At 66.1% G+C, this 25,991-nt stretch carries 18 protein-coding genes and 1 pseudogene; 7 read left to right on the top strand and 12 right to left on the bottom strand.

Translation table 11 applies throughout. The features are described 5' to 3' along the window. Positions 1-24 precede the first annotated feature (24 nt). Together holA and OKA11_RS07030 are read left to right on the top strand one after the other, a co-directional pair. Positions 25-1,083: a DNA polymerase III subunit delta gene (gene holA / locus OKA11_RS07035; protein WP_267219500.1), complete on the top strand. Its 1,059-nt coding sequence runs from the start codon at positions 25-27 to the stop codon at positions 1,081-1,083. Positions 1,084-1,224: 141 nt separating this feature from the next. After that, a pseudogene (locus tag OKA11_RS07030) lies at positions 1,225-2,625 on the top strand (sugar transferase). Positions 2,626-2,675: 50 nt separating this feature from the next. Here the strand turns inward: OKA11_RS07030 and OKA11_RS07025 are convergent. The 5 genes from OKA11_RS07025 to OKA11_RS07005 form a co-directional block, all read right to left on the bottom strand. After that, positions 2,676-4,442, bottom strand: coding sequence for a right-handed parallel beta-helix repeat-containing protein (locus OKA11_RS07025; protein WP_267219499.1), 1,767 nt, complete (start codon positions 4,440-4,442; stop codon positions 2,676-2,678). Positions 4,443-4,590: 148 nt separating this feature from the next. Beyond that, entirely contained in the window at positions 4,591-5,022 is a 432-nt protein-coding gene (locus tag OKA11_RS07020; protein WP_267219498.1) for a hypothetical protein, read from the bottom strand. A 109-nt stretch (positions 5,023-5,131) separates the two neighbouring features. Continuing rightward, positions 5,132-5,641 (bottom strand): LptA/OstA family protein, encoded by a 510-nt coding sequence (locus tag OKA11_RS07015; RefSeq protein ID WP_142636315.1) that lies wholly within the window; start codon positions 5,639-5,641, stop codon positions 5,132-5,134. Next, positions 5,638-6,285, bottom strand: coding sequence for an LPS export ABC transporter periplasmic protein LptC (gene lptC / locus OKA11_RS07010; RefSeq protein ID WP_267219497.1), 648 nt, complete (start codon positions 6,283-6,285; stop codon positions 5,638-5,640). Before lptC ends, OKA11_RS07015 begins: the two co-directional genes overlap by 4 nt. Positions 6,286-6,309: 24 nt before the next feature. Continuing rightward, positions 6,310-6,933, bottom strand: coding sequence for a ribonuclease D (locus tag OKA11_RS07005; protein ID WP_142636310.1), 624 nt, complete (start codon positions 6,931-6,933; stop codon positions 6,310-6,312). A 94-nt stretch (positions 6,934-7,027) separates the two neighbouring features. Here OKA11_RS07005 and ung point away from each other — a divergent pair, with 94 nt between their 5' ends. After that, a complete protein-coding gene (gene ung / locus OKA11_RS07000) occupies positions 7,028-7,747 on the top strand; it encodes a uracil-DNA glycosylase (protein ID WP_267219496.1) in 720 nt (239 codons plus the stop codon). Here the strand turns inward: ung and OKA11_RS06995 are convergent. The 6 genes from OKA11_RS06995 to OKA11_RS06970 all read right to left on the bottom strand — a co-directional run bounded on the left by OKA11_RS06995 (position 7,739) and on the right by OKA11_RS06970 (position 20,153). Then, a complete protein-coding gene (locus tag OKA11_RS06995; RefSeq protein WP_267219495.1) occupies positions 7,739-8,047 on the bottom strand; it encodes an antibiotic biosynthesis monooxygenase family protein in 309 nt (102 codons plus the stop codon). The two genes, ung and OKA11_RS06995, sit on opposite strands and share 9 nt — an antisense overlap. Positions 8,048-8,129: 82 nt before the next feature. Next, positions 8,130-9,902, bottom strand: coding sequence for a methyl-accepting chemotaxis protein (locus OKA11_RS06990; RefSeq protein ID WP_267219494.1), 1,773 nt, complete (start codon positions 9,900-9,902; stop codon positions 8,130-8,132). Between the two features lie 226 nt (positions 9,903-10,128). Further along, on the bottom strand, positions 10,129-11,562 hold the full coding sequence (locus OKA11_RS06985; protein ID WP_267219493.1) for a glutamate synthase subunit beta: 1,434 nt from the start codon (positions 11,560-11,562) through the stop codon (positions 10,129-10,131). A gap of 16 nt (positions 11,563-11,578) precedes the next feature. Beyond that, complete coding sequence (gltB, locus tag OKA11_RS06980) at positions 11,579-16,216, bottom strand: glutamate synthase large subunit (protein WP_267219492.1); 4,638 nt, start codon at positions 16,214-16,216, stop codon at positions 11,579-11,581. 265 nt (positions 16,217-16,481) lie between these two features. Then, positions 16,482-18,884 carry a hypothetical protein gene (locus tag OKA11_RS06975; protein ID WP_456094060.1) on the bottom strand — a complete coding sequence of 801 codons (2,403 nt, stop codon included), beginning with the start codon at positions 18,882-18,884 and terminating at the stop codon, positions 16,482-16,484. Positions 18,885-18,914: 30 nt separating this feature from the next. Next, positions 18,915-20,153: a TIGR04063 family PEP-CTERM/XrtA system glycosyltransferase gene (locus OKA11_RS06970; RefSeq protein WP_267219490.1), complete on the bottom strand. Its 1,239-nt coding sequence runs from the start codon at positions 20,151-20,153 to the stop codon at positions 18,915-18,917. A 66-nt stretch (positions 20,154-20,219) separates the two neighbouring features. Between OKA11_RS06970 and OKA11_RS06965 the strand changes: the two genes are divergently transcribed. From OKA11_RS06965 to trmB, 4 genes are all read left to right on the top strand, one after another. Then, a complete protein-coding gene (locus OKA11_RS06965) occupies positions 20,220-20,453 on the top strand; it encodes a hypothetical protein (RefSeq protein ID WP_267219488.1) in 234 nt (77 codons plus the stop codon). Continuing rightward, positions 20,446-21,867 (top strand): putative O-glycosylation ligase, exosortase A system-associated, encoded by a 1,422-nt coding sequence (locus tag OKA11_RS06960; RefSeq protein ID WP_267219487.1) that lies wholly within the window; start codon positions 20,446-20,448, stop codon positions 21,865-21,867. The genes OKA11_RS06965 and OKA11_RS06960 overlap by 8 nt, the downstream gene beginning before the upstream one ends. 175 nt (positions 21,868-22,042) lie before the next feature. Then, entirely contained in the window at positions 22,043-22,738 is a 696-nt protein-coding gene (gene ctrA / locus OKA11_RS06955; protein WP_054441077.1) for a response regulator transcription factor CtrA, read from the top strand. Positions 22,739-22,902: 164 nt separating this feature from the next. Further along, entirely contained in the window at positions 22,903-23,619 is a 717-nt protein-coding gene (gene trmB / locus OKA11_RS06950; RefSeq protein WP_142636290.1) for a tRNA (guanine(46)-N(7))-methyltransferase TrmB, read from the top strand. 64 nt (positions 23,620-23,683) lie between these two features. Here the strand turns inward: trmB and OKA11_RS06945 are convergent, their stop codons facing one another. Continuing rightward, complete coding sequence (locus tag OKA11_RS06945; RefSeq protein ID WP_379489317.1) at positions 23,684-25,885, bottom strand: NADP-dependent malic enzyme; 2,202 nt, start codon at positions 25,883-25,885, stop codon at positions 23,684-23,686. Between the last annotated feature and the right edge of the window lie 106 nt (positions 25,886-25,991).

The following is a 25,991-nucleotide window of genomic DNA, read 5'->3' as shown; positions in this document are numbered from 1 at the left end:
CGCGCTGCTGATGGCGGCTCTTTCGTGAAGGCCACGCGCAAGGACTTTGCGGGCATGGCGGCGCGCGCTGCGCAGCAGGCCAGGGTCTTCTTCTTCTGCGGCCCCGACGAAGCCGGGGCAACCGATGCGGCGGAAAAGATCGTTTCGCTGCTCGCCGATCCCGGCGAGCGTGTCGAGATGGCGGGCGCGGAACTGCGCAAGGATCCGGTCCGGCTGGGCGATGAGGCGCGCTCGAATTCGCTGTTCGGCGGCACTGCCCGGCACATCTGGGTCCGCGCGCAAGGCGACGAGGCGCACGATGCCGTGCAGATCCTTATCGAGAACCCGGTCGAATCCTATCCTGTGGTGATCGTCTCGACCGGCGCCACCGACAAGTCCCGCACCGCCAAGTTGCTGGCCGCGCGTAATGACGGGCTGGCGGTGATGTTCCACGCCCCCGATCTCGGCACGGTCACCGGCGCGGTGCGCACGATGGCCAACGGGGCCGGTCTCAAGATGGGGGGCGAACTGGCCGAGCGGATCGCGCGGGCCTCGGGCCTCGATACCCGGCTGGCGCGTTCGGAAGTCAACAAGCTTGCGCTCTACCTCGATGCCAGCGCCGAAACGCCTCGGCCGGTCACTTCGGCCGATCTCGACGCCATCGGCGCTTCCACCGAGGACGACGACTTCGCGCCGCTGGTCGACGCCGTGCTGGGGGGCAAACGCAGCGCGATCGGGCCCGAACTGAAGCGCTTGCATGACATGAGCATCAATCCGGTCGGCCTTCTGCTGGCATTCGAGCGGCGAGCCGCGCAGCTTGCCGGTCTCAACGCCCGTCTCGGCCGGGGGGGCGATGTCGGCGCCCTGCTCGAAGCAGAATCGGCCGCGCGGCGCGTGTTCTGGAAAGATAAGCCGGTGTTGACGGTGCAATTGCGCATATGGCGCGGCCCGAGACTCGAACGTCTGGTGGCCCGACTTGTTGCATTGCATCAAACACTTCTTGCCAATAGTCAGGACGCAGAACTTCTTCTTGCACGCGGATTGCTCGAAATCGCCAGAATCGCGTGTCTCGATGTTGAACATCGGACAAATAGAACGTCTTAGCCCTAAGGCCTTTTCCCATTGCCTGTCCTGGCACTAAGGTAATATACGTATTGCGCTGCAACAGGGCATGGTTCGCAGCGGCTGAGGCAGAACTTTGGCAAAGCGGACAGCGTAGGTTCGGCAATGGGGAGTGTTGAACGGGTGAACGCGCCTTTTTCAGTGACGCAACAAGCAGGGCAGCGGTCCGAAGCCGATGACCTTCTGGTTGCCCCCTCCCTCGAGCGGCGACGCCTGCAATGCTATCTGGCGCTGATCGTCGGTGACATGGCGGCGGTGCTGGTCGGATTCGGGCTGGCCGGCCTGCTCTACGATACCGCCGAGGGCGCCTCGCGTTCGCTGGTATACGCCCAGGTGCTGCTGCCGATCTTCCTGACCCTGGCGCTGTACAACGGTTCCTATTCGACCCTCTCCTTGCGCGAAGGCTGGCGCGGGGTGCTGCGGGCATAAGTGGCGATGCTTGTTGCGCTGGCGGTGGTCGTCTTTGTGCAGTTCCTGATGAAATCGTCGAGCGAGGCCTCGCGCGGCGCCTTCAGCGGCGGGGCGATCCTGGCGCTGGTCCTGATGGCCTGGTCCCGGCTGCAACTGCGCAGTTTCGTCACCTGGCGCTGCGGATCGAACGTCATCAACGAACTGATCATCGATGACGGCGGCCCGCAGTTGCGTCTGCCCGGCGCGATCCGGATTTCGGCGGCAGCCATGGGCTTGCGTGCCGACCTTACCGATCCTCATGCGCTCGACCGGCTCGGGCTGGCGCTGCGCAACATCGACAGGGTCATCATCAGCTGCCCGGCGGATCGCCGGATGGAATGGGCGATGATCCTCAAGGGCGCCAATGTCGACGGTGAAGTGCTGGATGATGAAGTGGCCCGCCTTGGCGCCCAGGGCGCGCGCGTCACCGCCAACCACGGGTTGCTGCTGGTATCGGCAGGGCCGCTGGGCCTGCGTGAGCGGGCGATCAAGCGCCTGTTCGACGTCACTTTCGCGGGCATCGCCGTTCTGGCGCTCTCGCCGCTGATGATCGCGGTTGCCCTGGCGGTGAAGCTGCAGGACGGCGGGCCGGTGTTCTTCACCCAGCGCCGCATGGGGCGCGGCAACCGTTTCTTCAACATGTACAAGTTCCGCTCGATGACGCAGGCCCTGTGCGACCGGGATGGCAATCAGTCGGCCTCGAAGGACGACCAGCGGATCACCGCTGTCGGCCGTTTCATCCGCCGGACCAGCATCGACGAACTGCCGCAGCTGCTCAATGTCCTGCTGGGCGACATGAGCGTGGTCGGGCCGCGCCCTCACGCCACCGGATCGCTGGCCGGCAACAAGCTGTTCTGGGAAGTGGATCTTCGCTACTGGCAGCGCCATTCGCTGAAGCCCGGACTTTCGGGTCTGGCCCAGGTGCGCGGCTATCGCGGCGCTACCGACCGCGAATCCGATCTCGTCAATCGCCTGCAATCGGACCTCGAATATCTCGAGGGCTGGACCATCCTGCGGGATATCCAGATCGTGTTCCTCACGCTGCGCGTGCTTGTGCACGATCGCGCATTCTGACGGCGGGTACAGTGCGCCCATTGCCGGGGCGCACTGGTTCCTGCCTGTTTTCACAGATCGTATCGACCGGCCTTGCGCCACAGGTTGTTCACGCTGTCGTAGCGCACCACCATCTTTGCCGGATTGCCGCCGGCTTCGATCGCGGCAATCGTGGTGCTTCCCGACTTGAAGGTGACCGCATAGCTTCCGCTCGTGTCGAAGCGGGATAGCGAGAACTCGGCGTTGTGCCAGAGGCCGAAGGTGGGCAGCACGATGTCGAGCGCGCCGGTCAGGGCTGCGGTCGTGAAGTAGTCCTGTTCGCCGCGCGTGCCGCTCAGCGCGATGCTGCCCGACACTTGCGTGATCTGGTTGCTGCGCTTGCTGCGCCGGATGCCCTGGACCGCTATGTTGTTGGCATTCTGCTGGAAGATGTAATAGCCGCTCGAGGTGGTGAAGTCGAAGTCGCCCACGCTGCCGTTGCCATTGCCATCGTTGTAGTAGACGTAGCCGGTGTTGGCCGCCTGGTTGTCGATGATCACGGTCGATCGCCCAGCCACCGCGCCGCCGATGCTGTCGGATATGGCGCGATTGTTGACGCCGTTGCCGCCCCCGGCCATTGCGGCTTGCCGGACGATGCGGGTGCCGAAAGTCATGATGCCGCCCACGGCGACCGTCGAATTGAAGCCGTGTCCCTGCGTGTCGATCGTTTCGCAACCATCATGGTGCCAGGCTCCGCCGCCTGGCACCGAAACGAGGAATCCCTTGTCGCCGCTTGTCTTGACCCGGACGTTGCGGCTGGTGAGCACGGACGGCTGCGTGTTGGACGAGACGAAGCCGGTCGCGGCGCAATTCTCGATATGGATGTTGAGGAAGTCGGCATCGCCGCAATTGGCGATCTCGATCCCGTAACGATTGCCGCTGTAGGTGCCGGACACGAGCCGCTGTCCGGCATCCTTGATGATGCCGTTCGAGATCTTCACGTTGCCCGGCTGACGCAGGCCGTTCGCGGTGTCCTGGTAGACGATCACCCCCGTCCCGCGCGTCGATTCCACCGTGAAACCATCGATGATCACACGCTCCGGGCCAACCACGCTGATGCCCCGGGTATCGCTGTTCTTGACGATGATGTTGCGGGCGACGATGTCGTAGGACTGCGCCAGCGACGTGTAGGAAAGGAACGCCAGGCCGTCGTCACCGGTGTTTTCCGAAAGGAAATTGGTCAGCGCGACCTTGCTCGAATTGAAGAAGTCCATGCCGTCGGCCAGCGTGTTGCGGATGCGGATGTTTGTTCCCTGGAAGCCGGAGCACAGGCGGAACAGCGCACCCGCACCGGCGGAGCGCACGATCTCGAGATCGTCGATCACGACGTCGCTGGCCTCGTCGATGCAAAGCATCGGTGCGTTGAGTTCGCGGCCGAGCGGCACATCGCGGGTGGTGAGCCGCAGTCCGGACAGCTTGGGCGATCCGCCATAGAAGTGAAGGCCGCGCTGGCTCTTGTCGGTGAACGTGAACGTTACGCCCGGCGAGCAGATCAGCTTGCCGCGAAAGTAGTTGATCTGGCGGAGGGTGCTGTTGTCGATGAGGTAGTTGCCGGGCGGGACGATGATGGTGTCCGAGCGGTTCGACAGCGAGAGCAGGGCGGCATGGTCGGATGTGGTGCCGTCGCCCCGGGCGCCAAACGCCTTGAGCGTCAGGGCTCCCTTGAGGTCGGCGAGGCAGGCGGTGACCGTGCGGCCATCCTCGGTGCCGATCAGCGCGGCACCCTGACCGGCTTGAGTCGAGGCAAGGTCGCGGCGCTGCGCCGCAGCCATGCCGCGGGCAAGGAAATCTTGGGACATGCGTGTCTCCGGATCTGGGAGATGGGGAGGGGGCGCGCCTCTGCTTATACCAAGCTGCAGTGATGCTGACGCATCAGCAGCTTGGAACGCTCAGGCGCCGCGTGGGCTTGACCAACCTGCGATGAGTCACGCTCAACGCAGGTTGGCATTACTGCGAGAGGCGGTAACTCACTGTGCCGCTGGCCAGCGTGACGGCGAGGAACAACGTGGCCCCGTCTTCGTGCTCTTCCCAGAGCGGCTCGCAGGCATTGGAGCTGAAGGTGGCCCAGGCCTGACCGCCGAGAGTGAGCGGCAGCAGGGTCTGCCCCCCGTCGAGCGAACGCCGCAGAGAGACCGTGCCTTGCCAGGTGCCACCCAGAGTGATGAAGACCGGACGCTGCGCTATGGGTGTGAACGGACCGAACGTGCCGGAGGCCGCGGTGCTGCCGGTCAGCGGGGCGGCGGCGGCGGCACGAACGGGGGAGACGGGGAGCGGACGGCCGCTGTCGACGATCGACAGATTTCCGCTCGCGGCATCGGCAAAGCCGATCGCGAAGGCAGTGGCGTATCCGCTGGGCACGGTAATGGGATTGCTGGACATCGGGACTCCTTTCCAAGGGAAGAGAAGAAGGCCCGAATCCAGATACGCAGATCGATGCGTGTAGGAAAATTCTTTCGTGATGCCGGACTTTCGTCCGGCAACGACGAACTTACTTTTTCTTGGGAACGTTGAACGTGCCGGTGACGCGGCCGCCGGAAGCGGAGGATACGCCGCTCTTGAGATCGATCACGAAGCGCCCCCCGCGCAGCGTATCGCCGCCGGCGCGCTTGAGCGTGGCATTGCCGACCATGGTGATGATCCGCTGGTTGAAATCGTAGATCGCGTTGTCACCGGTCGCGGTCTCGTCATTGCGCGTCACCACGACGCTGCCGCTGGCGGTCATGCGATTGACCTTGAGCTGCTTGGCATCGGCAAGGTCGATCACCGTGCGGGCGGCGCGGATGCGCAAGTCGGTCTGCTTGATGTCGACGTTGCCGGTCAGGATCACGCGGTTCTGCTTGTCCTGCATCTCGATCCGGTCGGCACCGAAATCGACGGGGGCATTGGTGTCGTGGCCGGAGAAGACCTGGGCGCCGAGTTGCTGCGAGGCGGCAAGAGCGGCCAGGCCGAGGACCGGCACGGCGATCGCGGTACGGAAAAGGCCGGAGCGGAAGTTCATTGCGGGATCCTGAGCTTGCCGGGCGTCATGCGCATCCGGGCATTGCCTTCGAGCGTAACGACGCGGTTGTCGAGGTCGGCGTGCATGGTCTGGGCGGTGAAGGTGCCGTTGGGAACGGCTCCCGAAACGCCGCCGGTTGCCACCGCGGTCTTTTGCTTGATGTCGATGTTCACCTGGCTGGTGGTCATGTTGTAGCCGCCCGCGCCCTGGAAATTGACGGGGCCGTCGACCTTCATGGTATCGGCATCGAAGTTGTAGGCCCCGCGCGGTGCGGCGATGTTGGCGGGGCCATCCTTCATGTTCATCTTGGCGACGAGGTCGAGCATTTCGACCACGGGGACGTCGGGCGCGTGCTGCACCGCGGTCCCGGCCGTGACCAGAAAGTCCCGTCCGGCCTTGTCCTGCCCGCGGTAGGCGGCGTTGGACACGGCCACGCGCTGGCCGGTGACCGCCACCTTGTTGCGATCGAGCAGGAAGCTGATCTCGCCGCGCGGCGAGAGCGGTACCAGGATCATCACGGCGGCGATCAGACCAATGCCGGTGGGCAGCGCCTTGGCCAGGAAGCCCACCAGGCGATCATGCGAGCCACCGGGAGCGGCAAAGTGCCGCCGGCGGTTGCGGATCTGGATGGCGTCTTCGGACATGCGCGCGTGCTCTCCGGCTCAGGCTCAGGCGGCTTCGTGGCTGAAGATGTCGTGGTCGGGCCAGCCGGCAAGGTCGAGCTTTGCGCGAGCGGGCAGGAAGTCGAAGCAGGCCTGCGCGATCTCGGTGCGATGCTCGCGCGCGAGACGCACGACGAGGATCTCATGCATGGCGTGGAGGTAGCGCACGTCCGAGGCGGCATAGTCCTTCTGCGCGTCGGTCAGCTCTGCCGCGCCCCAGTCGCTCGACTGCTGCTGCTTGGAGACTTCCTTGCCCAGCAGCTCGCGCACCAGATCCTTGAGACCGTGACGGTCGGTGTAGGTGCGGGTCAGCTTGCTGGCGATCTTCGTGCAGAACACCGGAGCGGCGACGACGCCGAGGTAGTGTTCGATCGCGGCGAGGTCGAAACGGGCGAAGTGGTAGAGCTTCAGGCGGGCCGGATCGGCCAGTACGGCCTTGAGATTCGGCGCGTCATAGGCGCTGTCCGGGGCGAAGCGGACGAGATGTTCGTCACCCTTGCCATCGGAAATCTGGACCACGCAAAGCCGGTCGCGCGGGGTGATCAGTCCCATCGTTTCGGTGTCGACGGCAACGGGCCCGGGCGCGAGCACGCCTTCGGGGAGATCTTCTTCGTGGAGATAGACAGCCATAGTCCGGAAATGCTTAGGGACTGGGCCGGGTTTTCGCAATGGCCGGATGTCCTTGTGAACGGTCAGATGCGGACAAATCGGGAGGAGCGCAGCGATGGAAGCAGCCGAGGCCATGCAAGGGGTGCCTGCGTCCTGGGCGGATGCGCTGGCGCCGGTGCTGGACGGTCCCGAGTCGCAGCGGCTGGCCGGCTGGCTCGCGGCCGAGGCGCGGGCCGGCAAGACCATCTATCCCCCCGCCGGGCAGTGGCTGCGGGCATTGGAACTCACGGCGCTGGACGAGGTGCGGGTCGTGATCCTGGGGCAGGATCCCTATCATGGCCCCGGGCAGGCGCATGGCCTGGCGTTCTCGGTGATGGAGGGGGTTAAAGTGCCTCCTTCGCTGGTCAACATCTACAAGGAACTGGCAAGCGATTGCGGCGTGATCGCGCCTGGGCACGGCAGTCTGGAGCATTGGGCACGCCAGGGCGTGCTGCTGCTCAACAATGCGCTCACCGTCGAGGCCGGGCAGCCCGGTTCACACCAGAAACGCGGCTGGGAGGCGATCACCGATGCGGCGGTCGCGGCAGTCGCCGCCCGGGCGGAGCCTTGCGTGTTCCTGCTCTGGGGCAGCCATGCCCGGAAAAAGGCGATGCGCGTGGCGGGACTGGGCTCGAGCCATCACCTCGTCCTGACCGCGCCGCACCCGAGCCCGCTTTCGGCTTATGCGGGCTTTTTCGGATGCGGCCATTTCAGTCAGGCCAATGCCTTTCTCGAAGCCCACGGACGGGGCCGGATCGACTGGCAAGTGCCGGTAGACGCCGCCCGTTCAGGCTGAAGTGCCGGCCACCGGCGCATCCATCTCGAAGTGGTGCATGGTCCCGCCGATGGCGAGATCGCCGAACAGGCTGCGGAAGCGGGCGAAGGCTTCCAGTTTGCGAGCCGCTTCGTGCGCCGCGAGCGAGGTCCACACGACGTTAAAGGCGAAGCGCGACGCATGTTCGACGCCCTGGCCGAATTGCACCGAGATCACGCCGTCGCAGCTGGCCAGCAGGCCGACCCCTTCCCCGCGCATGGCCTGGGCAAACGCGGGTTCCGATCCCGGGCGGACGTCGATTTCTGCAATTTCGAGAAGCATGGCCTCGTCTCCGTAACTGCTGGAGAATCGGTCTGCTTGGCGGGTGGGTCAAGCCTGCGCGGCAGGAAACGCCGGGACGGATTCAGGCCGCCGGTTGCAGCCTGCGGACTTCGGTGCGCGAGTCGGGCGCGGGCAGCGATCCGGCATGGCCAATGCCGCGCTGGGTGCGGAACTGCGCCATCAGCGCGGTCAGCGTATGCGCTTCGCTTTCCAGTTCGCGGGTTGCGGCGGTCGTCTGCTCGACCATCGCGGCGTTGCGCTGGGTAACCCTGTCGAGTTCGCTGATGGCGGTGCTGACCTGGTCCAGCTCGGTCGACTGATCCATGGCCGATTGGGCCATGGCGGCAATCATGTCGTTCAGTTCGGCAATGCGCGCGGCGATCTCGCCCAGCCGTGAGCCGCTTTCGGAAACGAGCGCGACCCCTTCCCCCACTTGTTCGGCACTTCTGGCGATGAGGAGCTTGATGTTCTGCGCGGCATCGGCAGAACGCTGGGCAAGGGCACGCACTTCGGCGGCGACGACCGCGAAACCCTTGCCCGCATCGCCCGCACGAGCCGCCTCGACTCCGGCGTTGAGGGCGAGGAGGTTGGTCTGGAAGGCGATCGCATCGATCACGTCGACGATGGTGCCGATTTCCTGCGCGGACGATTCGATTGCCGCCATGGCGGTCACCGCCTGCTGGACGACCTCGGCGCTTTCGCCGGTCTCGGCATGGGCCAGGGTGACGGCGCTGCGCGCGCGCGTCGCCGTCGCCGCGCTCTCGCGCACCCGGTTGCTGACGAGTTGCATCGAGGCTGCGGTCTCCTCGAGATTGGCGGCCTGTTGCTGGTTGCGTGCGGAGAGGTCGTCGGTTGCCATGCGGATTTCGCCGATCGTGCGGGAGAGATTGCCCGATCCCGTGCCGACGGTGGTCATGGCCGCGGCCAGCGCCTCGACGGCCGCGTTGAAGTTCCTGCGCACCTGCTCGTAATCGGCGGGGAAGCGGTCATGAATCTTTGCTTCCAGGTCCTTGTCCGCAAGCTTGCGCAGGCCGCTCGACAGCGCCTCGACGAGATCGTGCTGCGCTGATTCCGCCTCGCGATTGTCGAGACCGCTACGGCGGAACACATCCATCGCCCGGGCCATCGCGCCCAGTTCGTCGGTTCGATCGAGGCCGGGAATCGCGGTTTCCAGCCTTCCCGCCGCCAGCTCTCCGAAGGCCAGCCTCGCATCTTCGAGCGGCCGGACGACACGGGATTGCGCCTGCGCCGCGGTCCAGCCGATTGCCACTGCAACGCCGATCGCGATCAGCGCGCTGAGAGTCAGGGAGGCGCTGGTCAGCAGCATGTCGCGCTGCAGTTCGCGGGCCGAATAGGCGCGCGAGGTCTCCACCAGCTTGACCACGTCCTCGTGCTGGCGGTGGTAGAGCGGGGTGAGGACGCTCCGGTGCACGCGCTGCATGGCCTCCTCGTCGCGGGCGCGCACGGCTGGTACGAACTGCCGGTCCACCGCCTCCCAGAACGTCGCGGCGGTGGCGATGACACGCGTCATCTGGGGGGCGACTTCGCCGGGCAGCGGAGCATCGCGCCAATAGGCCTGCCTTTGGCGGAACTCGGTCTGAAGCCTGGCCATGTCGTCAAGGCGGCGCGCTGCCTCGGTCGGTTCGTTCACCGCGAGGGTGGCGTCGAGATAGGGCTCCACCACGTAGGCGGGCGGCGGCAGGATATCGGCGAGCATCTCGTCCTGAAGCGCGTGTTTGGCCTGGATCGGGCCGCCGAAGCGGATCTTGTAGGTGGTGAAGCCGGCGATGACGATGGCCAGTGCGACCAGCCCCACAAGCAGCCGGCCAATCCGGACGGACTGGTCCCTTATCATCGTTTCGTCTGCCCTAGACAGCCTCGGCAAGGACACCGAAAGTAGACTTTCCGGGTGAATCGGGCGCTTTCGCGAACCTAGGGGAATGGCAGTAGGGCGGCGCTGCAGATCAGCGCCGGAGAGAGGGGGGCGCAAGCCTGACACGCATGCGCAAAAAAAGGGGCGCTCCTGCAGGAGCGCCCCTTTTTCATGATCGATGGCAGGATCGGCGTGTTGGCTGCCCCGCTCAGCGCGGCAGTTCGGATACGCCCATCAGCGCCTCGTCCACCGCGCGGGCGCACTGGCGGCCTTCGCGGATCGCCCAGACCACCAGCGACTGACCGCGACGCATGTCGCCGCACGACCAGATGGCAGGGTCGCTGGTGCGGTAGTCGGCCATGGTCGCCTTGACGTTGCCGCGCGCGTCGAGGTCGACGCCCGACTGGTCGAGCATGCCGGCCTTGCGCGGGCCGACGAAGCCCATGGCGAGGAAGATCAGGTCGGCCTGGAGCGTGAATTCGCTGCCTTCCACTTCCTGCATCTTGCCGTCCTTCCACTCGACGCGGACGCATTCGAGGCCGGTGACGTCGTTGTCGCCGATCACGCGCTTGGCCAGAACCGCCCAGTCACGCTCGCAGCCTTCCTCGTGGCTCGACGAGGTGCGCAGCTTGAGCGGCCAGTTCGGCCAGGACATCGCCTTGTTCTCGTGCAGTGGCGGCTTGGGCATGATTTCCAGCTGCGTGACCGAGGCCGCGCCCTGACGGTTGGAGGTGCCCACGCAGTCCGAGCCGGTGTCGCCGCCGCCGATGACGATGACGTGCTTGCCGGTGGCCGAAAGCGTGCCGCGCGGGGCGGCGCGCATTTCGTCGTCACCTGCGTTGCGCTTGTTCTGCTGGGTCAGGAATTCCATCGCGAAGCGCACGCCCGGCAGTTCGAAGCCGGGGATGTTCAGCGGACGGGGATCCTCGGCGCCGCCGGCAAAGACCACGGCGTCGAAGTTTTCCTTGAGCGAAGCCACCGAAACCGTCACGCCGACTTCGACCGAGGTGCGGAACTCCACGCCTTCGGCCATCATCTGCACCATGCGGCGGTTGATGAGGTGCTTCTCCATCTTGAAGTCGGGAATGCCGTAGCGCATCAGCCCGCCGACGCGGTCGTTCTTCTCGAACACCGTCACCGAGTGGCCGGCACGGGCCAGCTGCTGCGCGGCGGCCAGACCTGCCGGGCCCGAACCCACGACCGCTACCGACTTGCCGGTACGCTTGGCCGCGACCTTGGGCGTGATCCAGCCCTCGGCCCAGCCCTTGTCGACGATCGCGCATTCGATCGACTTGATGGTGACCGGCTGGTCGATGATGTTCAGCGTGCATGCCGCCTCGCACGGGGCGGGGCAGATGCGGCCGGTGAACTCGGGGAAGTTGTTGGTCGAGTGGAGGACTTCCAGCGCGTTCCTGAAGTCGTCCTCGTAGACCAGGTGGTTCCAGTCGGGGATGATGTTGTTGACCGGACAGCCGGTATGGCAGTGCGGCACGCCGCAGTTCATGCAGCGCGAGGCCTGGTTCTTGAGCGTCTCGGCCGAGAGCGGAACGACGAACTCCTTGTAGTTCGTCAGACGCTCGGCCTTGTCGCCATAGGTGCGATCCTGGCGGTCCAGTTCGAGGAAGCCGGTTTCCTTGCCCATTTCTATTACCTTCGAATTATTCTGCGGCCACCGAAGCGGCTTCAAGCCGCTCGGCCTCGAGTTGGCGGAGAGCCTTGGCGTAGTCGCGCGGCATCACCTTGACGAACTTCGACACAGTGGTCGCCCAGTCGTCGAGCAGCGCACGGGCCCGCTTGGAGCCGGTGTGCAGGTGGTGCCGTTCGAGCAATACGCGCAGGCGTTCCGCATCGTGGCGCAGCATGTCGCCCATGCCGAGGTCGTGGACGCCGTTGGTCCGCTGCTGCGGACGGCCGGCACCGTCTTCCTCGTCGGCTTCGGCCGAGAACTTCACGAGATCGACCATGGCGGGATTGCACAGCTTCTCGAACTGGCCGTCCTCGTCATAGACGTAGGCGACGCCGCCCGACATGCCCGCCGCGAAGTTGCGGCCGGTCTTGCCTAGCACGGTCACCACGCCGCCGGTCATGTACTCGCAGCCATGATCGCCGCAGCCTTCGACCACCGTGACGGCGCCCGAGTTGCGCACCGCGAAGCGTTCGCCGGCGACGCCGTTGAAGAACGCCTCGCCCGAGATCGCGCCGTAGAGCACGGTGTTGCCGACGATGATGTTCTGCAGCGGATCGCGGTTCACGTGACCCGGCTGGCGCACGATCACGCGGCCGCCCGACAGACCCTTGCCGACATAGTCGTTGCCGTCACCGGTCAGATCGAGCGTGACGCCGTGGGCAAGCCAGGCGCCGAAGCTCTGTCCGGCGACACCGGTGAGCTTCACGTTGATCGTGTTGTCCGGCAGACCGGCATGACCGTAGCGACGGGCAACCTCGCCCGAAAGCATGGCACCGACGGTGCGGTTGACGTTGATCACCGGCTTTTCGATCCGCACCGGCTCACGCTTGTCCAGCGCGTCGGCGGCGGCTTCGATCAGCACGTTGTCGAGAGCGTGCTCGAGGCCGTGATCCTGCGTCTGGCTCCAGTTGAGCGACGGGCTGTCGCCCAGCGGGGCCTGGTAGAGCACCTTGGACAGGTCGACGCCCTTGGCCTTCCAGTGGGTGATCGCCTTCTTCATGTCGAGACGGTCGACGCGGCCGACCATCTCCGCGAGCGTGCGGAAGCCCAGCTCCGCCATGATCGCGCGCAGCTCTTCGGCCACGAAGAAGAAGTAGTTGATCACGTGTTCCGGCTGACCGGTGAAGCGCGCGCGCAGCACCGGGTTCTGGGTGGCAACGCCGACCGGGCAGGTGTTGAGGTGGCACTTGCGCATCATGATGCAGCCGGCCGCGATCAGCGGGGCGGTGGCAAAGCCGAACTCGTCGGCGCCGAGCAGCGCCGCGATGGCCACGTCCCGTCCGGTGCGCAGGCCGCCGTCGGCCTGAACCACGACGCGGCTGCGCAGGTTGTTGAGCAGCAGCGTCTGCTGGGTTTCGGCAAGGCCGATTTCCCAGGGCGAACCCGCGTGGGTCAGCGAGGTCAGCGGCGAAGCGCCGGTGCCGCCTTCGTAGCCCGAGATCGTGATGTGGTCGGCGCGGGCCTTGGAGACACCGGCGGCGACCGTGCCGACACCGACTTCGGACACCAGCTTGACCGAGACTCGCGACGTGGGGTTCACGTTCTTGAGGTCGTGGATGAGCTGCGCGATGTCCTCGATCGAATAGATGTCGTGGTGCGGCGGCGGCGAGATCAGGCCGACGCCCGGCGTCGAGTGACGCGTCGCGCCGATCGTCTTGTCGACCTTGTCGCCGGGCAGCTGGCCGCCTTCGCCGGGCTTGGCGCCCTGGGCCATCTTGATCTGGATGTCGTCGGCGTTGACCAGGTACTCGGTGGTGACGCCGAAGCGGCCCGAGGCGACCTGCTTGATCGACGAACGCATCGAATCGCCGTTGGGCAGCGGCTTGAAGCGGCTGGGATCCTCGCCGCCCTCACCGGTGTTCGACTTGCCGCCGATGCGGTTCATGGCGAGCGCCAGCGTGGTATGCGCCTCCCACGAGATCGAGCCGTAGCTCATCGCGCCGGTGGCGAAGCGCCGGACGATTTCGCTGGCCGGTTCGACTTCGTCGAGCGGCACCGAGGCACCGGGCACGAAGTCCATCAGCCCGCGGATGGTCAGCAGGCGGCTGGACTGGTCGTTGATCGACTGCGCGAACTCGCGGTACTTTTCGGGCACGTTGCCGCGCACCGCGTGCTGGAGCGCGCCGATGTTCTCGGACGTCCACGCATGTTCCTCGCCGCGCACGCGCGAACCGTAGATGCCGCCGACGTCGAGCATGTTCGCGTAGACCGGATCGTCGCCATAGGCCGAAGCGTGGCGGCGGACGGTCTCTTCGGCGATCTCGGTCAGGCCGGCGCCTTCGATGGTGGTGGCGGTGCCGGTGAAGTACTTCTCCACGAAGGCGCTCGACAGGCCGACCGCGTCGAAGATCTGCGCGCCGCAGTACGACTGGTAGGTCGAGATGCCCATCTTGGACATGACCTTACGGATGCCCTTGCCGATCGCGTAGATGTAGTTCTTGCGCGCCTGTTCGGCGCTCACCGGCAGGTTCTTGCGGGTGCGGATGTCCTCGATCGTCTCGAACGCGACGTAAGGGTTGATCGCTTCCGCACCGAAGCCCGCGAGCACGCAGAAGTGGTGGACTTCACGCGCTTCGCCGGTTTCCACGACGAGGCCGGTCTGCATGCGCAGGCCCTGACGGACGAGGTGGTGGTGGACGGCAGCCGTCGCCAGCAGCGCCGGCATCGGGATGCGGTCCGGGCCCTGGGCACGGTCGGACAGGACGAGGATGTTCTTGTCCGCCAGCACCGCCTCGGTGGCCGCCCAGCACATTTCCTTGATCGCCATCTCGAGGCCGGTGGCGCCGGTCGAGGCGTCCCAGGTCATGTCGATGGTCTCGGTGCGGAAGGCGCCGTCCAGCGCAGCCTCGACCGAGCGGATCTTGGCGAGGTCCTCGTCGGTGAGGATCGGCTGGCTGACTTCGAGGCGCTTGTGCGCACCGGCGTCATGACCCAGCAGGTTCGGGCGCGGGCCGATCATCGAGACGAGGCTCATGACCAGTTCCTCGCGGATCGGGTCGATCGGCGGGTTGGTGACCTGCGCGAAGTTCTGCTTGAAGTAGTCGTAGAGCAGGCGCGAACGGTTCGACAGCACCGGGATCGGGGTGTCGGTGCCCATCGAGCCGAGCGGATCGTCGGCCGAAACGGCCATCGGCTCGAGGAAGCGCGAGGTGTCTTCCTGGGTGTAGCCGAAGGCCTGCTGGCGATCGAGCAGCGTGCCGGTCGGTTCGGGGATCTGGGCCAGTTCGGGCTCGATCACGTCGAGGTCGGCGAGGTTGTACTGCGCCATCTCGAGCCACTTCTCGTAGGGCTCCTCGCCCGCGAGCTGGTTCTTGATTTCCTCGTCCTCGATGATGCGACCCTGCTCGAAGTCGATCAGCAGCATGCGGCCGGGCTGGAGACGCCACTTGCGCACGATGTTGTCTTCCTTGATCGGAAGCACGCCCGATTCAGACGCCATCACGCACAGGTCATCGTCGGTGACGAGGAAGCGCGCGGGGCGCAGGCCGTTGCGGTCCAGCGTGGCGCCGATCTGGCGGCCATCGGTGAAGGCCACGGCGGCCGGGCCGTCCCACGGCTCCATGAGGGCGGCGTGATACTCGTAGAACGCGCGGCGTTCCGGGGTCATCAGCGGGTTGCCCGCCCATGCCTCGGGGATCAGCATCATCATCGCGTGGCTGAGCGAGTAACCACCGGCCAGCAGCAGTTCCAGCGCGTTGTCGAGGCACGCGGTGTCCGACTGGCCGTGCGGGATCAGCGGCCACATCTTGTCGAGATCGGCGCCCAGCAGCTCCGATTCCATGGTGCGGCGGCGCGCGTTCATCCAGTTCACGTTGCCGCGAACGGTGTTGATCTCGCCGTTGTGCGCCATGAAGCGGAACGGGTGCGCCAGCTTCCAGCTCGGGAAGGTGTTGGTCGAGAACCGCTGGTGGACGAGGCCGAGCGCCGAGACGAACTCGGGATTGCGCAGATCGTCGTAGAACGAGCCGACCTGGGTCGCCAGCAGCAGGCCCTTGTAGACGATCGTGCGGGTCGAGAAGCTGGGCATGTAGAGCTCGGTGAGCCCGGGCATGTCATGCTTTTCGGCCATTGCCGTCAGCGGGTTCTGGGTCTGCTTGCGGATCGCCAGGATCTTGCGTTCGAAGGCATCCTGGTCGGCGCAGTTCTCGCCGCGGCCGACGAAGCACTGGCGGATCACCGGCATCGATTCGAGCACGGTCTTGCCAAGGCCGTCGAGCGTCACCGGCACGTCGCGCCAGCCGATCAGCGACTGGCCTTCCTTGGCGATGAACTTCTCGAAGGTCTGCGTGATCAGGTCACGGCAGGCCTCGTCCTGCGGCAGGAAGCACATGGCGACGGCATAGTCGCCCGCCTTGGGCAGCTCGACGCCGGTGGCGGCGGCCCAGCTGCGGAACAGCTGGTCGGGGAGCTGCGTGAGGATGCCGGCACCGTCACCCAGCAGCGGGTCGGCGCCTACCGCCCCGCGGTGATCGATATTTTTAAGGATTTCCAGTGCCTGGGTAATAATGGCGTGGCTTTTGTTCCCTTTGATATGGGCAACAAAACCCACACCACAGGCATCATGTTCATTACGCGCATCATAAAGGCCCTGGGGCTTAGGAAATCCCATCGATAAAACCCATCCTGTCGTTGTCCGGGGTTCACACCGAGCGCCTCGCTTCGACACGCGCGAATCGCGCGCGGCCAAAATTCGCCGTGGTGTCCCCTAAGCGCCCCCATGACGATTACGGACGGCATTTGCAACTGCGAACGAACGTCCTCGCGCAGATTTAGTGCGTTGACACGGTAAAAAAGGGAATTTTGTTGTGCGGTTGGATAAGCGCTCGCGCTGAAAACGTTTGCGGACGGGGGCGGCCGTCCGCCGGGACTGGCTTTCAGTGCGAGCCGCTCATGCGCTGCAACGTCGCGAGCGCTGCCCGCAGCGCCTTTTCGGTTTCGGCGGGGTCGGGGCGAGCGGGCGGGTCGAACAGGCGGGCGCCGGGCAGCGCGGGAGCGGTGAAGGCCGGTACCGCGTCGACGTGGGCGGCGGTTGTTGCAGTGGCGGTTTCGTTCACGGCTTCGGCCGGGCGCAGGCCCGGGTGACCGGCCCCGCTTTCGCCCTCGTTTTCACTTTCCTCGTCCAGGGCGATGAAACCCGGGCGTGGTTCGATGCGGCGCTGCATGCTCAGCAGCGAGGAGTAGCCTTCTTCGAGCACGTCATCCTCGACGATGTCGGCGCCATCCTCGGCAAAGTCCTCGTTCTCGCCAAAGGCCAGCGCGGCGCCTTCCTCTTCATCCTCATCGTCGTCCGGGGCCGGGGCAAAGTCATGGCCTGCGGCGAGGCCGGCCATCGGCCGCTCCTCGAGCGCGGAGGCAATTGCCGCTTCCACCGGCGTGGTAATGGCCGCTTCCAGCGGCGTGGCAACCGTCTGCGGGGCCAGGGCAATGTGCCGCGGAGGGATGTAGCCGGGAAGAACATCGTCCTCGTCATGCTCGTCGAAGGAGGCGAGCCTGACCGGACGCAGCTTGGCTGGGATCGGCGTGATCCTTGCCGAGGGGAACAGCGGCGCAACGACACTGCCGGCAGCATCGTCGGCAGTTTCGCCGAGGAGAGAGCCGCCGTCCGCAATCTCGGCGGCATAAGCTTCGAGTTCGGCTTCCGCTTCAGTGCCGGTCACGGCCTGCCAGCCACCGACGCTGGCCGCGGCCTCCGGCGCGTCGCCGAGGGGGAAGTCGTCTTCCAGCGGTTGCGCCGCCTCGATGCGGCCTGTCAGTGCTTCGGTGCGGGCTGCAAGGCCCGGTCCGGAAAACGGCGTGCGGGCAAACGGCGGCGGCGCGAAGGGGGCTGCCGCGGGGCTCTGGGGCAGGTCGCCGTTCAGTTCCGCATCGGGATTCGTGCTCAGGCCCATGGCGGCGCTGATCGCGGCCAGGCGCGCACCCGAAGGGCCGTAAGGCGGTGTGGGGCCCGTGGGAGCCGAGGGCGCGTCATCAGGGGCGTAGCCGTTGGCCGGCCCGGCGTCAGCGGCGCTGTCGGTAGCCGCCGGGACGTTCGGCGCCGTGAGGCCTGCCAGGGGATCGGGGGCAAGGTGACCTTGCGCAAGGGGGCCTGGCGCAAGGGGCTCGCGGCCGGCGGGCGGGACGTCGGCAATGGCGGGAGCCACGACCGTCAGCGGCGCTGGCGGGGTCAGCGAGAGCTTGCGGCGCTGCTCCTCCATCGCCAGTGCCAGGCGTTCGAGCAGTTCGACCTGACTCAGCGCGTCGAGCGGAGCCTTGGAGATGCGTTCTGCCGCGCTCGCCGTCAGGGTCTGGTCAGGCGTGGGCGCGGGTGTGGGTTCCGGCTCCGGCTCGGGAAGGGCCGTGTCTTGCGGGTCCGCTTCGTGGGCGGGTGTGCCCTGCGGCGCGGTTTCGTTGTGAAGATAGGTTTCGAACAGCGGCGATGCCGTCAGCGGCGCGGAGAGGGGCGTGAAATTGGCCTGATCGTCCGCGTCGTGGCGGCTGTCCGCCCATGCCGAGGGCGAGAACGCTGGGGCACGGGGGGCAGGTGTTTCGACCGCGTCTGTCAGGGAAGGCGCCGGTCCGGTCAGCGGCGCTTCCGCCTCGGGACCTTGTTCCGCAAGCGGCACGGTGGCGGCATCGACTGGCGCGACGTCCGTGTCTTCAAGGTCGGGCACGCGGTGGCCGGCCGGTTCTGCGGGGAGAGCCTGGTAGTCGGTATCGTCCGCGTCGACCTCGACCTCGACCTCGACCTCGACCTCGGCCTCGACCTCGACCTCGACCGGGGGAGGCAGCCCATCGAGATCGAACTCGGCCAGTTGCAGGATCTGCGGCGCGGTCATGTCGCTTGCCGGGCTGATCGGCGTCGGCGCCGGTTCCGCTTCGCGCATGGTTTCGGGGCCGCGCCGACGCCCGGTCAACGAGGCCAGGCGTCCTGGAGCGGCATCCTCAGTTTCGGCCGCCGTTTCCGCCGAAGTGTCGACCAAGGCGTTGCCCTCATCGCTGCCGCCGCGCGCCAGCCTCAGGCCGATGACCACGCCGACCAGCGCGCCGAGGCCGGTCAGCGCCAGGGCGACCAGCAGCCGGGCGGTCACGCCCAGGGGAGGAGCAGCCATGGGAACGAGCGAGGACAGCCCGGTCGCGCCGACCAGCCGTTCGATCGTGGCGGGGCTCAGCGCCATGCTGCCAAGCCCGAACAGCGCGGCCACCCAAAGCGCGGCGATGGCCGGAAACAGCGGGTGGCGCGTGATCGGCTGGTTTCCCGCGCCCTGTGACTTACGTTCTTGCTTCGCCACCTTGATCATCCCGTGCAAATTCCGCTTTCGTCCCGTCGCTCAGGCAACGGCGAGCCCGCTTCGAGTCCTTTCGAGTGGCAGGATTTGGTAAACGTCTCGATAACGGGCGACATTGCAAGCCCAGTCGTGTCCGCTGCGGACATGATCGAGCCCGGCCCTGCGCAGGCGCTCCCAGCTCTCGGGCGCGGCCAGCAGATCGGCCAGCGCCTGCGCGCAGGCGGCCGGATCGTCGGGCGGGAACAGGATGCCGGTCCGCTCGTGCTCGACCAGTTCGCGGTGACCGCCGACCGCGCTGGCTGCGACCAGTTTGCCCTGCGCCATGGCTTCGAGCGGCTTGAGCGGGGTGACAAGGTCGGTCAGCCGGCTCTGCTTGCGCGGATAGGCCATGACATCGCAGAGCGCGTAATAGCGCTCCACCTCGTGATGCGGAACGCGGCCGATGAAACGGATGGCATGGGCCGCCGGCGAGGCTTGGGCCTGGGCGCGCAAATGGGCCTCGCGCGGGCCGCCGCCCACCATCAGCAGCCGGGCATCCGGCTGGCGGGCCAGCAGCAGGGGCATGGCGGCGATGAGGTCGTCCAGCCCTTCGTAATCGTAGAAACTGCCGATGAAGCCGATCACCGGGCAGGCGCGGCCGTCGATCTCGAAGCCGAGTTCGCGGGCGAGGTGCGCATCCCGCGCCGCTGGTTCGCCGAACAGCGAGAGGTCGACGCCGTTGGGCGCGACGGTGATCTTCGCTGCGGGCGTGCCGCGTGCGACGAGGTCGGCGCGCAGCCCTTCGCAGATCGTCACCACCGCATCGGCGCTGGCGACCACCCGGTTTTCGAGCGCGCGGGTGAGGCGGTACTTGAGCGAGCCTCCGCTGCCGGTGCCGTTGCCGACCGCGGCATCTTCCCAGAACGCGCGAATCTCGTAGACGCAGCGGATGCCGTGGCGCTTCGCCACCCGCACGGCTGCCGCCCCGCACAAGGCGGGTGAATGGGCATGGATCACGTCCGGGCGCCAGACACTGATTGCAGCCTCGATGCCCCGTTCCAGCACGCCGATCTCGCGCCATTCGCGCCAGAGCGGCAGGGTGCCGGCATCGCCCGTACTGCGATGGAACAGCAGTCCATCGGCCTCTTCCAGGTCCGCGCCCTTGGCGGTGTGGCGCAATCCGGTTACCCCTCGCACTTCCCAGCCCATGGCTTCCTGCGCCTTCAGGATCGCACGGGTGCGGAAGGTGTAGCCGCTGTGCAGCGGCAGCGAATGGTCGAGGACGTGGAGAATCCTGGTCATGCGCGGAATACCTAGCACATAACGCTTAACGCCGCGTCAACCCGCTGATGATAGGGCTTCGAGCCGATGGTCGACATTTTTGCTCTTGTTCTGGCCCATGGCCTGCTGGCGCTGGCGGCCTGGCGGCTGTTGTGGCGGCGGGAGCTCGATCAGGAAGGCAGCGGGCAGGAGCGGATTGGCGCCGGGCCGCCGCGGCGCCGGGCCATGCGGTGGCCGGCTGCGAACGGCAGGAGCGATTCGGCAGGCGGGCACGATCCCGCGGGCGGGCCCGATCCTGCAGGCGGGGGCGGGCATGCTTGATCTCGGCCTCACCGGCTTTCTCTTCATTTTCCTGGCTCTCGGCTTCCGGCGCCCGTTTCTCTGGGTGCTTTGCTATCTCTATGTCGACATCGTCTCTCCGCAGATCATTTCCTGGGGGATCCTGGCGCATCTGCCGGTCTCGCTGATGGCGTTCGGCGCGGCGTTCGGCGGCTGGCTGCTGTTCGACGACAAGCGCGACATGCGCTTCACGCTGCGGCAGGGGCTGCTGCTGGCGCTCCTGGTCTACTGTGCACTCACCACCTTCACCGCGGTCTATCCCGAGGCGGCGCAGGAGAAGTGGGCCTGGGTGTGGAAGGCGCTGGTCTTCGCGATCTTTCTGCCGCTCACCTTGCGCACGCGCCTCAGGATCGAGGCGGTGGCGCTGGTCATGGTACTTGCGGCGAGCGCGCTGATCATCGACGGCGGCATCAAGACGGCGATGGGCGGCGGCGGTTACGGCGCGCTCAGGATCTTTGTCGAGAATAACACCGGGCTCTACGAAGGCTCGATCCTGTCGAGCGTGGCGATCGCGATCATCCCGCTGATCCTCTGGCTGACCCGCTACGGCACGATCTTTCCGCCCGACTGGCGGGTCAGGCTCTTCGCGGCGGCGCTGATCTTTGCCTGCGCGCTGATCCCGGTCGGCACCCAGGCGCGCACGGGACTGGTTTGTCTCGGCGTGCTATGCCTGTTCTACTTGCGCACTGCCCGGCACAAGCTGCTGATCGGTGCGGGCATGGCGCTGGCGGTGGTGGTGGCGGTGCCGTTCCTGCCGCAGTCGTTCATGGCCCGCATGGGCACGATCGAGAACCACCAGTCCGACCAGTCCGCCGGTACGCGGATCGGCGTGTGGAAATGGACCTGGGATTATGTGAAGCACCATCCGACGGGCGGTGGCTTCGTGGTCAACATCGCCAGCAAGGTCGAGTACGATACGGTTGCAGCAAATACGGTGGGCGCGACCACGACGGTCACCCGCACACGGGTGACCGAGCAGGGACGCGCCTTCCATTCGAGCTATTTCGAGATGTTGGGCGAACAGGGTTTCCCGGGCTTCTTCCTGTGGATCGCGCTGCAGCTTTCCGGCCTGGTACAGATGGAACTGATCCGCCGCCGCTGGAAGGATCGCACGGGGCCGGACGAGGCCTGGGCGGCGCCGCTGGCGGTGGCGCTGCAACTGGCGCAGATCGTCTATCTGATCGGCTCGCTCTTCGTCGGTATCGCGTTCCAGCCGTTCATCCTGATGCTGGTCGGCCTGCAGTGCGGCCTGTGGAGCTATCTGCGGCGAATCGAGGAAACGCGCGGACGGGCGCGGCGGCGGGCGCCGCTTGTCGCGCCGGGCGACTCGCGTCACGGCGGCGTGCCGATGAAAACCGGCCGGGAAGCCCCCGTTTCGGAGCCTCTGGCGCCGTAATCCACGGCTCCGCCCCTAAAGGATTCTCGCTAGAGTCGATCCGCTTCGGCGCAAGGCTTGCCATTAACGGCAAATTAACCTTTAACCTTCATTGCTCATATGGTTAATACGCGGCAATGTCCGTTTAGGCCGGGTTTACGCCGACGGGCTGACGGGCAACTTAGGGGGGCATCCCATGCGAGTGCTGTTGATCGAGGACGAACCCACCACCGCGCGGGCCATCGAACTCATGCTGACCGCCGAAGGCTTCAACGTCTATTCCACCGACCTGGGTGAAGAAGGCCTCGATCTCGGCAAGCTCTACGATTACGACATCATCCTGCTCGACCTCAATCTACCCGACATGCACGGGTACGACGTGCTCAAGAAGCTGCGCGTTGCCAAAGTGCAGACGCCGGTGCTGATCCTCTCGGGCATTTCGGAAATGGATTCCAAGGTCCGCTCGTTCGGCTTCGGTGCCGACGATTACGTGACCAAGCCGTTCCACCGCGAAGAGCTGATCGCGCGTATTCACGCCGTTGTCCGCCGCTCCAAGGGGCACTCGCAGTCGGTCATTCGCACCGGCAAGCTGGTGGTCAACCTCGACGCCAAGACGGTCGAGGTCGACAGCGCCCGCGTGCATCTGACCGGCAAGGAATATGCGATGCTGGAGCTGCTTTCGCTCCGCAAGGGCACCACGCTGACCAAGGAAATGTTCCTCAACCACCTTTACGGCGGCATGGACGAACCCGAACTCAAGATCATCGACGTGTTCATCTGCAAGCTGCGCAAGAAGCTCGCGCATGCCTGCGGAGGCGCGAACTACATCGAGACCGTCTGGGGCCGCGGCTACGTGCTGCGCGATCCGGACGAGCTTCAGGACGTTGCCTGACCGGGCGCCGGACGTTCGCACCTGTTTCTGCTTTCCCCAAGCATGAAGAATGGAACGGCCTGCCCCTCGGGGCGGGCCGTTTCGGTTTCCAGCACCCCGAACCGCCACGGCGCCAGCGTTACCGGCGTTGACCTTGAAGCGCATCGGTGTCAGTGCGCCGCGCCATGACGGCTCACAAATCCGGCGATCCGACCACGCTCAACCGCCTCTACGGCCGCGCCAAGGGCAAGCCCCTGCGCGCCGGCCAGCAGGCCCTGGTCGACAATCTGCTGCCGCGCATCGCGGTGCCCCTCGAAGGTCCGGTGACCTCGGCGCTGCTGTTCGGCGACGAGCGGCCGCTCCATTTCGAGATCGGCTTCGGCGGCGGCGAGCACATGGCAGAGCGCGCCGACATGCTGCCCGACCATGGCTTCATCGGTGCCGAGCCGTTCATCAACGGTGTTGCCCAGGCGCTGACCCATGTGGCCGGCGACAATGGCGCCCATCCGCCGATCGGCAACGTGCGGATCCACCACGGCGATGCGCTGGAAGTGCTGTCCCGCATTCCCGACGGTTCGCTTTCGATGCTCTACCTGCTGCATCCCGACCCCTGGCCCAAGGCCCGCCATGCCAAGCGCCGCATGATGAACGACGGCCCGGTCGACATGTTCGCGGCCAAGCTCAAGCCCGGCGGCGAGTTCCGCTTCGGCACCGATCACGCCGTCTACGTGCGTCATGCGCTGATGGTCATGCAGCGCCATACCGACCAGTTCGAATGGCTCTGCGAGAAGCCGGGCGACTTCCAGGTGCGTCCCGGCGGCTGGCCGGAAACGCGCTACGCGGTCAAGGCGCGCACGGTCTACGGGCACGAGATCTGGTACTTCCGCTACCGCCGCAAGTGAGGCGGCCCGGCGTCGATGCCGACCTGACGTGAAAAGGGGCTCCGGTTGCGGAGCCCCTTTTTTCTTATCCGGTGATTCCGGCGGCGGCGAGCGCTGCCAATGTCAGCACATCGGGCGCGATCGCCGTCATCGGCACGATCTGTACCGGTTTCTCGGCGCCGATCAGCATCGGCCCGATCGAGGTGGTGCCGCCGATTTCCTTGAGCAGCTTGGCCGAGATGTTGGCCGACTGCAGGCCCGGCATGATCAGCACGTTGGCCGGCGCCGAAAGGCGGCTGAAGGGATAGAGCGCCATGATCTTCGGATTGAGCGCCGCGTCGGGGGCCATTTCGCCCTCGTACTCGAAGTCGACCTGCTCCTCGTCGAGGATGCGGATCGCCTCGCGGGTCTGCTCCAGCCACTTGCCCGAGGGGTTGCCGAAGGTCGAGTAGCTGAGGAAGGCGACGCGCGGTTCGTGGCCGAGGCGGCGGGCGACGGCAGCGGTTTCCTTGGCGATAACCGCCAGTTCCTCGGCGCTCGGACGCTCGTTGATCGTGGTGTCGGCCATGAACACGGTGTGGTTCTTGCCGACCAGCATGTGGATGCCGAAGGCCAGCTTCCCCGGGGCGGGATCCAGTACCCGGCGCACTTCCTTGATGGTCTGCGCGAAGGGGCGGGTCATGCCGGTGATCATGGCATCGCCCACGCCCAGCTTGAGCAGGCCGGAGGCGAAGATGTTGCGATCGGTATTGACCATGCGCTGCACGTCGCGCTGCAGGAAGCCGCGGCGCTTGAGGCGCTCGTAGAGCATCTCCACCATCGGCGCGACATGCTCGGACACCATCGAGTTCTCGATGCGGAAGCTGTCCGGATCGGGCACGCCCAATTCGGCCATCTTGTCGAGGATGACCTGGGTCCGGCCGACCAGGATCGGTTCGCCATAGCCGAAATCGCGGTACTGGATCGCCGCGCGCAGCACGACTTCGTTGTCGGCTTCGGCAAAGATCATGCGCTTGGGGTTGGCCTTGACCTGCTCGTAGACGCGGGTCAGCACCGAAGTGGTCGGGTTGAGGCGCGCCTTGAGCTGGTGGCGATAGGCTTCGAAGTCCTCGATCGGACGGGTGGCGACACCCGAATCCATCGCCGCCTTGGCGACCGCCATCGACACCACTTCCATCAGGCGCGGGTCGAACGGGGCGGGGATGATGTAGTCGCGGCCGAACTGCTGCGCTTCGCCGTAGGCGGCGGCAACGTCCTCATGGACCTGCTCGCGCGCCAGTTCGGCAATGGCCTTGGCAGCGGCGATCTTCATCTCTTCGTTGATCGCGGTGGCCGAAACGTCGAGCGCGCCGCGGAAGATGAAGGGGAAGCCGAGCACGTTGTTGACTTGGTTCGGATAGTCCGAACGGCCGGTGGCGACGATGGCGTCGGGGCGCACCGCCTTGGCTTCGGGCGGGGTGATTTCCGGGTCCGGGTTGGCCATCGCGAAGATGATCGGCTGGGGCGCCATGGACTTGACCATGTCGGGCGTGATCGCGCCCTTGGCCGAGAGGCCGAGAACGACGTCGGCGCCGACCAGGGCCTCGGTCAGCGTGCGCTTGTCGGTCTTGACCGCGTGGGCGGACTTGAACTGGTCCACCCGTTCGCGGCCCGGATAGATCACGCCCTTGGTGTCGCAGACCAGCACGTTCTCGTGGCGCACGCCCATCGACTTGATCAGCGCGGTGCAGGCCAGCGCCGAGGCGCCGGCGCCGTTCACCACGACCTTGACTTCGTCGAGCTTGCGGCCGGTGATGAGGCAGGCGTTGATGAGACCGGCGGCGGCGATGATCGCGGTGCCGTGCTGGTCATCGTGCATGACCGGGATGTTCATCCGTTCGCGCAGGGCCTGCTCGATGATGAAGCACTCGGGCGCCTTGATGTCCTCGAGGTTGATGCCGCCGAAGCTGGGTTCCATCATCGCGATGGCCTCGATCAGCGCGTCGGTGTCCTCGCTGGCGAGTTCGATGTCGATGGAATCGACGTCGGCGAAGCGCTTGAAGAGGACGGCCTTGCCCTCCATCACCGGCTTCGAGGCGAGGGCGCCGAGGTTGCCCATGCCCAGGATCGCGGTGCCGTTCGAGATCACCGCAACGAGGTTGCCCTTGGCGGTATAGTCATAGGCGGTGGCGGGGTTGTCGGCGATTGCCTGGACCGGCACGGCGACGCCCGGCGAATAGGCAAGCGAGAGGTCGCGTTGCGTGGCCATGGGTTTGGACGCAACAATCTCGATCTTACCGGGGCGCATCGTGCTGTGATAGAACAGAGCCTCACGCTCGGTGAACTGGATCTTGGGCTTCTCGGACAAGCGGTTTCTCCCGGATTTGGCACGGGCCCTATCGAATGTTTGCGCC

It is taken from the genome of Novosphingobium clariflavum, from assembly GCF_026420865.1.
Lineage (GTDB): Bacteria > Pseudomonadota > Alphaproteobacteria > Sphingomonadales > Sphingomonadaceae > Novosphingobium > Novosphingobium clariflavum.
The sequence above is the reverse complement of the archived record's forward strand: the minus strand, read 5'-3'. Positions and strand labels throughout refer to the sequence as shown.

What these genes read in the sequence shown, in the direction of transcription:
- OKA11_RS06970 (WP_267219490.1), bottom strand. Translation starts at nt 20,153, where the DNA reads ATGACCAGGATTCTCCACGTCCTCGACCATTCGCTGCCGCTGCACAGC.
- OKA11_RS06975 (WP_456094060.1), bottom strand. Translation starts at nt 18,884, where the DNA reads ATGATCAAGGTGGCGAAGCAAGAACGTAAGTCACAGGGCGCGGGAAAC.
- OKA11_RS07015 (WP_142636315.1), bottom strand. Translation starts at nt 5,641, where the DNA reads ATGAACTTCCGCTCCGGCCTTTTCCGTACCGCGATCGCCGTGCCGGTC.
- OKA11_RS06990 (WP_267219494.1), bottom strand. Translation starts at nt 9,902, where the DNA reads ATGATAAGGGACCAGTCCGTCCGGATTGGCCGGCTGCTTGTGGGGCTG.
- OKA11_RS06945 (WP_379489317.1), bottom strand. Translation starts at nt 25,885, where the DNA reads ATGCGCCCCGGTAAGATCGAGATTGTTGCGTCCAAACCCATGGCCACG.
- OKA11_RS06965 (WP_267219488.1), top strand. Translation starts at nt 20,220, where the DNA reads ATGGTCGACATTTTTGCTCTTGTTCTGGCCCATGGCCTGCTGGCGCTG.
- trmB (WP_142636290.1), top strand. Translation starts at nt 22,903, where the DNA reads ATGACGGCTCACAAATCCGGCGATCCGACCACGCTCAACCGCCTCTAC.
- ung (WP_267219496.1), top strand. Translation starts at nt 7,028, where the DNA reads ATGGAAGCAGCCGAGGCCATGCAAGGGGTGCCTGCGTCCTGGGCGGAT.
- lptC (WP_267219497.1), bottom strand. Translation starts at nt 6,285, where the DNA reads ATGTCCGAAGACGCCATCCAGATCCGCAACCGCCGGCGGCACTTTGCC.
- OKA11_RS07025 (WP_267219499.1), bottom strand. Translation starts at nt 4,442, where the DNA reads ATGTCCCAAGATTTCCTTGCCCGCGGCATGGCTGCGGCGCAGCGCCGC.
- OKA11_RS06985 (WP_267219493.1), bottom strand. Translation starts at nt 11,562, where the DNA reads ATGGGCAAGGAAACCGGCTTCCTCGAACTGGACCGCCAGGATCGCACC.
- ctrA (WP_054441077.1), top strand. Translation starts at nt 22,043, where the DNA reads ATGCGAGTGCTGTTGATCGAGGACGAACCCACCACCGCGCGGGCCATC.
- OKA11_RS07020 (WP_267219498.1), bottom strand. Translation starts at nt 5,022, where the DNA reads ATGTCCAGCAATCCCATTACCGTGCCCAGCGGATACGCCACTGCCTTC.
- OKA11_RS06960 (WP_267219487.1), top strand. Translation starts at nt 20,446, where the DNA reads ATGCTTGATCTCGGCCTCACCGGCTTTCTCTTCATTTTCCTGGCTCTC.
- OKA11_RS07005 (WP_142636310.1), bottom strand. Translation starts at nt 6,933, where the DNA reads ATGGCTGTCTATCTCCACGAAGAAGATCTCCCCGAAGGCGTGCTCGCG.
- OKA11_RS06995 (WP_267219495.1), bottom strand. Translation starts at nt 8,047, where the DNA reads ATGCTTCTCGAAATTGCAGAAATCGACGTCCGCCCGGGATCGGAACCC.
- gltB (WP_267219492.1), bottom strand. Translation starts at nt 16,216, where the DNA reads ATGGGATTTCCTAAGCCCCAGGGCCTTTATGATGCGCGTAATGAACAT.